This window comes from Gammaproteobacteria bacterium (assembly GCA_027296625.1).
GTDB lineage: Bacteria > Pseudomonadota > Gammaproteobacteria > JAKEHO01 > JAKEHO01 > JAKEHO01.
The window spans coordinates 1-3,514 of record JAPUIX010000034.1; the positions used below are offsets into that span (position 1 = coordinate 1).

Genomic DNA, 3,514 nt, shown 5'->3' on the forward strand with positions numbered 1-3,514 from the left:
GCCTTCCGGGATGTGTTCAAGGGATTCGAGCCACAGACAGGGTTCCTGACCAATCCGCTTCCTTTTCGAAAGGTTGCCGTGGCCAACATCGTCTACCAGGCGGCACAGCCGGTTGCGGCATACTACGACAGTAACGCTAACAACAACGGCTATCTGGAGGGTCCGGAGCTGCTGGTTCTTTACATCAGGGAGAGCGCCATCGGCCTCGGGCATTCGGTGGATTATCTGGGCGTGAATCCCCGCTTCAACGCGCTCGCCACATCGGCCGCCGACACCGGTGGACTGATGGCGTTCATCAAGAAAAACAAGACCACTATGACCGACCATGCTCAGCGGATATTCCAGGACCTGGAGCAGATCGGCCTGGATCGGCGAAATCGTGGCGGCGGGGGTTCAGGTGGGGCTGGAGGCGGCGGCGGAAACTGAGCCCGGGAGCTGTAAGAACCTATACCTGACCCGAAAGGCAGCGTCAGGACAACTTGAAGCTAGATGAAGGTCTGGCTTGATTGGCGAGTGACGTAGATCGACCCAAAGCGGCCAGTCCCAATCTTGTAAAATCGTCCGGGCGAGCGGAATATGTTGTCACACCTGCTACCCGAGCAAAAGAATAACAAGCAATAGGGGGATGCGATGAACGATGAGGCAGTTGTTGGCGTTCACTGGCGTTTCTGGGCAATCGCCGCTGTCACGCTGATTTATAATATTGCGGGTGTCATAAATTTCTTCACTCAGATGAATGCAGACACCGTCGCTGCCATGCCCGAGTTGTATCGCGCGCTAATCGAAGGCCGACCTGCATGGGCCACCGGAGCTTTTGCGGTAGCCGTTTTTGGCGGCACGCTAGGCTGCCTTCTGCTTCTGCTCAGGAAGTCGGCTGCGTACTATGTGTTTATTGCGTCGTTACTTGGCGCGATTGTGACAATGATCCATACCCTTGGTATGGCGGGTTCGGACTTCGGTCCCGTCGGGGCCGTGATCGGCAATCTGGTGCAGCTGATGGTGACGGCGTTTTTGACCTGGTATTCGAAGCAGGCCGAGAGCAAGGGTTGGATCAGCTAGAAACAATTGGTAAGTAATTAATGATGAAAGACGCCTAGTGGCCGGAAGTGGGCGTTCCGCATGCTTGGCCGAGGTTTCCGGCTCGAATGACGACTATCGACCCATACCGGCCTCTCGCATATCTTCCGTAAAGCGGTCATTCACGCGCGTGAGCCTGAACACGATTGTGGATCCGGGACAATCGAGTCAAGTACGGCCGTGTGTTTTTCAGGGAAGCATGAAACTAAAACTACTGCTGAATCTCCAATGCTTCTATTATTCGCATGTGAAAGCGATGCAATCCAGACTCTGAGTACCAATCTTCCTTACCGTCCGCAACATAGCGGCTCTGATCGTAACCCAAACTTTGCAAACCCCTTTGTACGCTTTCAACAATGGCGATATCCTCTTTGTTGAAATTGTCAGCAAACAAGGTCTTAAGTGCATCCAGTTCGGGTGCAGATTCACCCGCCGGGGCTAATATGTCAACTCTTTCGGCACAACCCGCAGGTCCGTCCGGCGCCATGCGAATCACAAATAGGTTTTTGCACCCCGGCTGGCTCAACATGCAGGTATTGGGCCAAATGGTCCACGAGAGATAGGATTGCCCGGGTTCCAGATCCAATCCGGCATAACCGGATTTGCAGATCGACTCGAAGAATGCATAGTGCTTCTCAATGCGGGAGTCGCTAGATGCTGCGCTGTCCAGCACCTGGGACAATAGTCTATGCGCCATTGGGATATGGTAGCCTTCGGAGAAGTTATCGACCACGACTTTCCAGTTAGCGGCAATCTGATAGTCGATGCGATGCTTGCGTTCGAAACCCTCAAGGTTGCCAAGATGCCCTGTCAGGGTGTTTTTCAATCCCGGATACACATCTTCAAAAACCGATGCTTCGTGTTTTGTCGAGACGGGTGTCAGATTGGCAAATAACAGTCCGGCACATTCGGCCACCGCGATTTCTTTCAGACCAAATGAGTCTGGTTTGAAACTCGGTAGTTCATCTGTGCAAGGCGCCCTAATCAAGGACCCATCGAGGTCATAAGTCCAAGCATGATAGGGACAGACAATTCTCTTTTTGCCGCTTCCACTGCCCGTTAACAATTGATGCCCTCGGTGCTGACATACATTCATGTAGCCCTTGATGGAGTTGTCGTCGACACGAATGAGGAAAATAGGTTGATCAACAATACTGTCGACGAAATAATCTTCCGGCTTCGCGAGTTGTCCTATGTGTCCAACATAGCACCAATTCCTATAAAAAATGGCTTGCCTCTCTCTTTGAAATATCCCGGCATCAAAGTAGTACTTAGATGGCAAGGTGCATGACGACGATGCATTGTCCGACATCGCGCCACGATCGCCGATTGGCAGATTAACAATATTCATTTCCAGCTCCAGGCAGATGAACTATCTTTCGGATGCTACATACGTTTTGACAAGGATGTATTCTAGACAATCTTATTTTTAGCCCGATTTTGACACGGAACTGATGCGCGTTGTAGACGTTTCTGTGCGTAATAAAATCTGGCTTTCGATTGAAGTCGCGGTTGGGACATAACTAGCGGCTCCAGCGGACACACTAACTTGCGCGGCTGAGTCAAAGCGTTAGTACGAACGTCAGCTTTTCAAATCTCGATCAGCTTCTTTTGGCCGATCTTGGTCATTCGTGCTCGCTCAAACCTGGCACCATCACTAATCCCTCCGCCCTCGCCGCCACTCCCAAGGCGGTATCGGATTAGGGTCAGCCCACAATCCCAATCCCTTCTGCTTAGCTTCAGCCTCTAACGTCAATAGCTCAGCATCATTCGAGTACTTACGATACACCCAGGCAAAACCTTCAGCCACAAGCTCTCGATTCACGTCGATTTCGTCAACATAATCCCGCCCAACAATCCGCCCGTAGCGGTCAATCGTCACTTCCACCACTCGCGCCAGCTTGCCGAAGGCCAGTTCTGACAGTGCCTGCTTTGCCCTGGTGCCGAATGGCTGTTTCCTTTCTGGGGTGTCGATGTCGGATAGGCGGATCTTGAGCTGCTTGGAATCCGCCAGCAGGGTCAGCGTATCGCCATCGGCAATCTTGACGACTTTGCCTTGATGGATGGTCTCGGCCGATGCCAGGAAGCTGACCAGCACCAGGAAAAGGGACAGATAGCGCATGTGCCAAGTATGGCAATGAAAATGCCTGCCCAGTTGCCCAAGCGGGGGCTGTACCTCGGTCAGCGATTGCCAGACGATTCCCGGTACGTGGATAAGCCTACCAAGTAGCTCTGAGGCCGTCTGCTATGGATGTGCCGAATAGCCGCTCGGGTCCTCTACGCCCACTTCGCCGTAAGCGTCTAGTTCGATCACGTTGCGATCCGGATCGCGAATGAAAATTGCTGACATGTTCCCAAAGCTGAAGGAGCCGGTGATCTCAATATCCTTCATTTTCATAAAATCTCTCGCTGCATCCAACGAGCTCACCGTCAGTGC

The 3,514-nt window shown here is 52.4% G+C and carries 5 protein-coding genes; 2 read left to right on the forward strand and 3 right to left on the reverse strand.

Going from position 1 to position 3,514, the window contains the following annotated elements; translation table 11 throughout:
• Window positions 1-426: hypothetical protein (locus O6944_01800; protein MCZ6717877.1), on the forward strand; the 426-nt coding region annotated here is incomplete at its 5' end.
• 204 nt (window positions 427-630) lie between these two features.
• Entirely contained in the window at window positions 631-1,059 is a 429-nt protein-coding gene (locus tag O6944_01805) for a hypothetical protein (protein MCZ6717878.1), read from the forward strand.
• A 229-nt stretch (window positions 1,060-1,288) separates the two neighbouring features.
• Here O6944_01805 and O6944_01810 read toward each other — a convergent pair whose 3' ends face one another.
• The 3 genes from O6944_01810 to O6944_01820 form a co-directional block, all read right to left on the reverse strand.
• Window positions 1,289-2,428 carry an aromatic ring-hydroxylating dioxygenase subunit alpha gene (locus O6944_01810; protein ID MCZ6717879.1) on the reverse strand — a complete coding sequence of 380 codons (1,140 nt, stop codon included), beginning with the start codon at window positions 2,426-2,428 and terminating at the stop codon, window positions 1,289-1,291.
• Window positions 2,429-2,734: 306 nt separating this feature from the next.
• Window positions 2,735-3,199, reverse strand: coding sequence for a thermonuclease family protein (locus O6944_01815; GenBank protein ID MCZ6717880.1), 465 nt, complete (start codon window positions 3,197-3,199; stop codon window positions 2,735-2,737).
• 123 nt (window positions 3,200-3,322) lie between these two features.
• Window positions 3,323-3,514: hypothetical protein (locus tag O6944_01820; GenBank protein MCZ6717881.1), on the reverse strand; the 192-nt coding region annotated here is incomplete at its 5' end.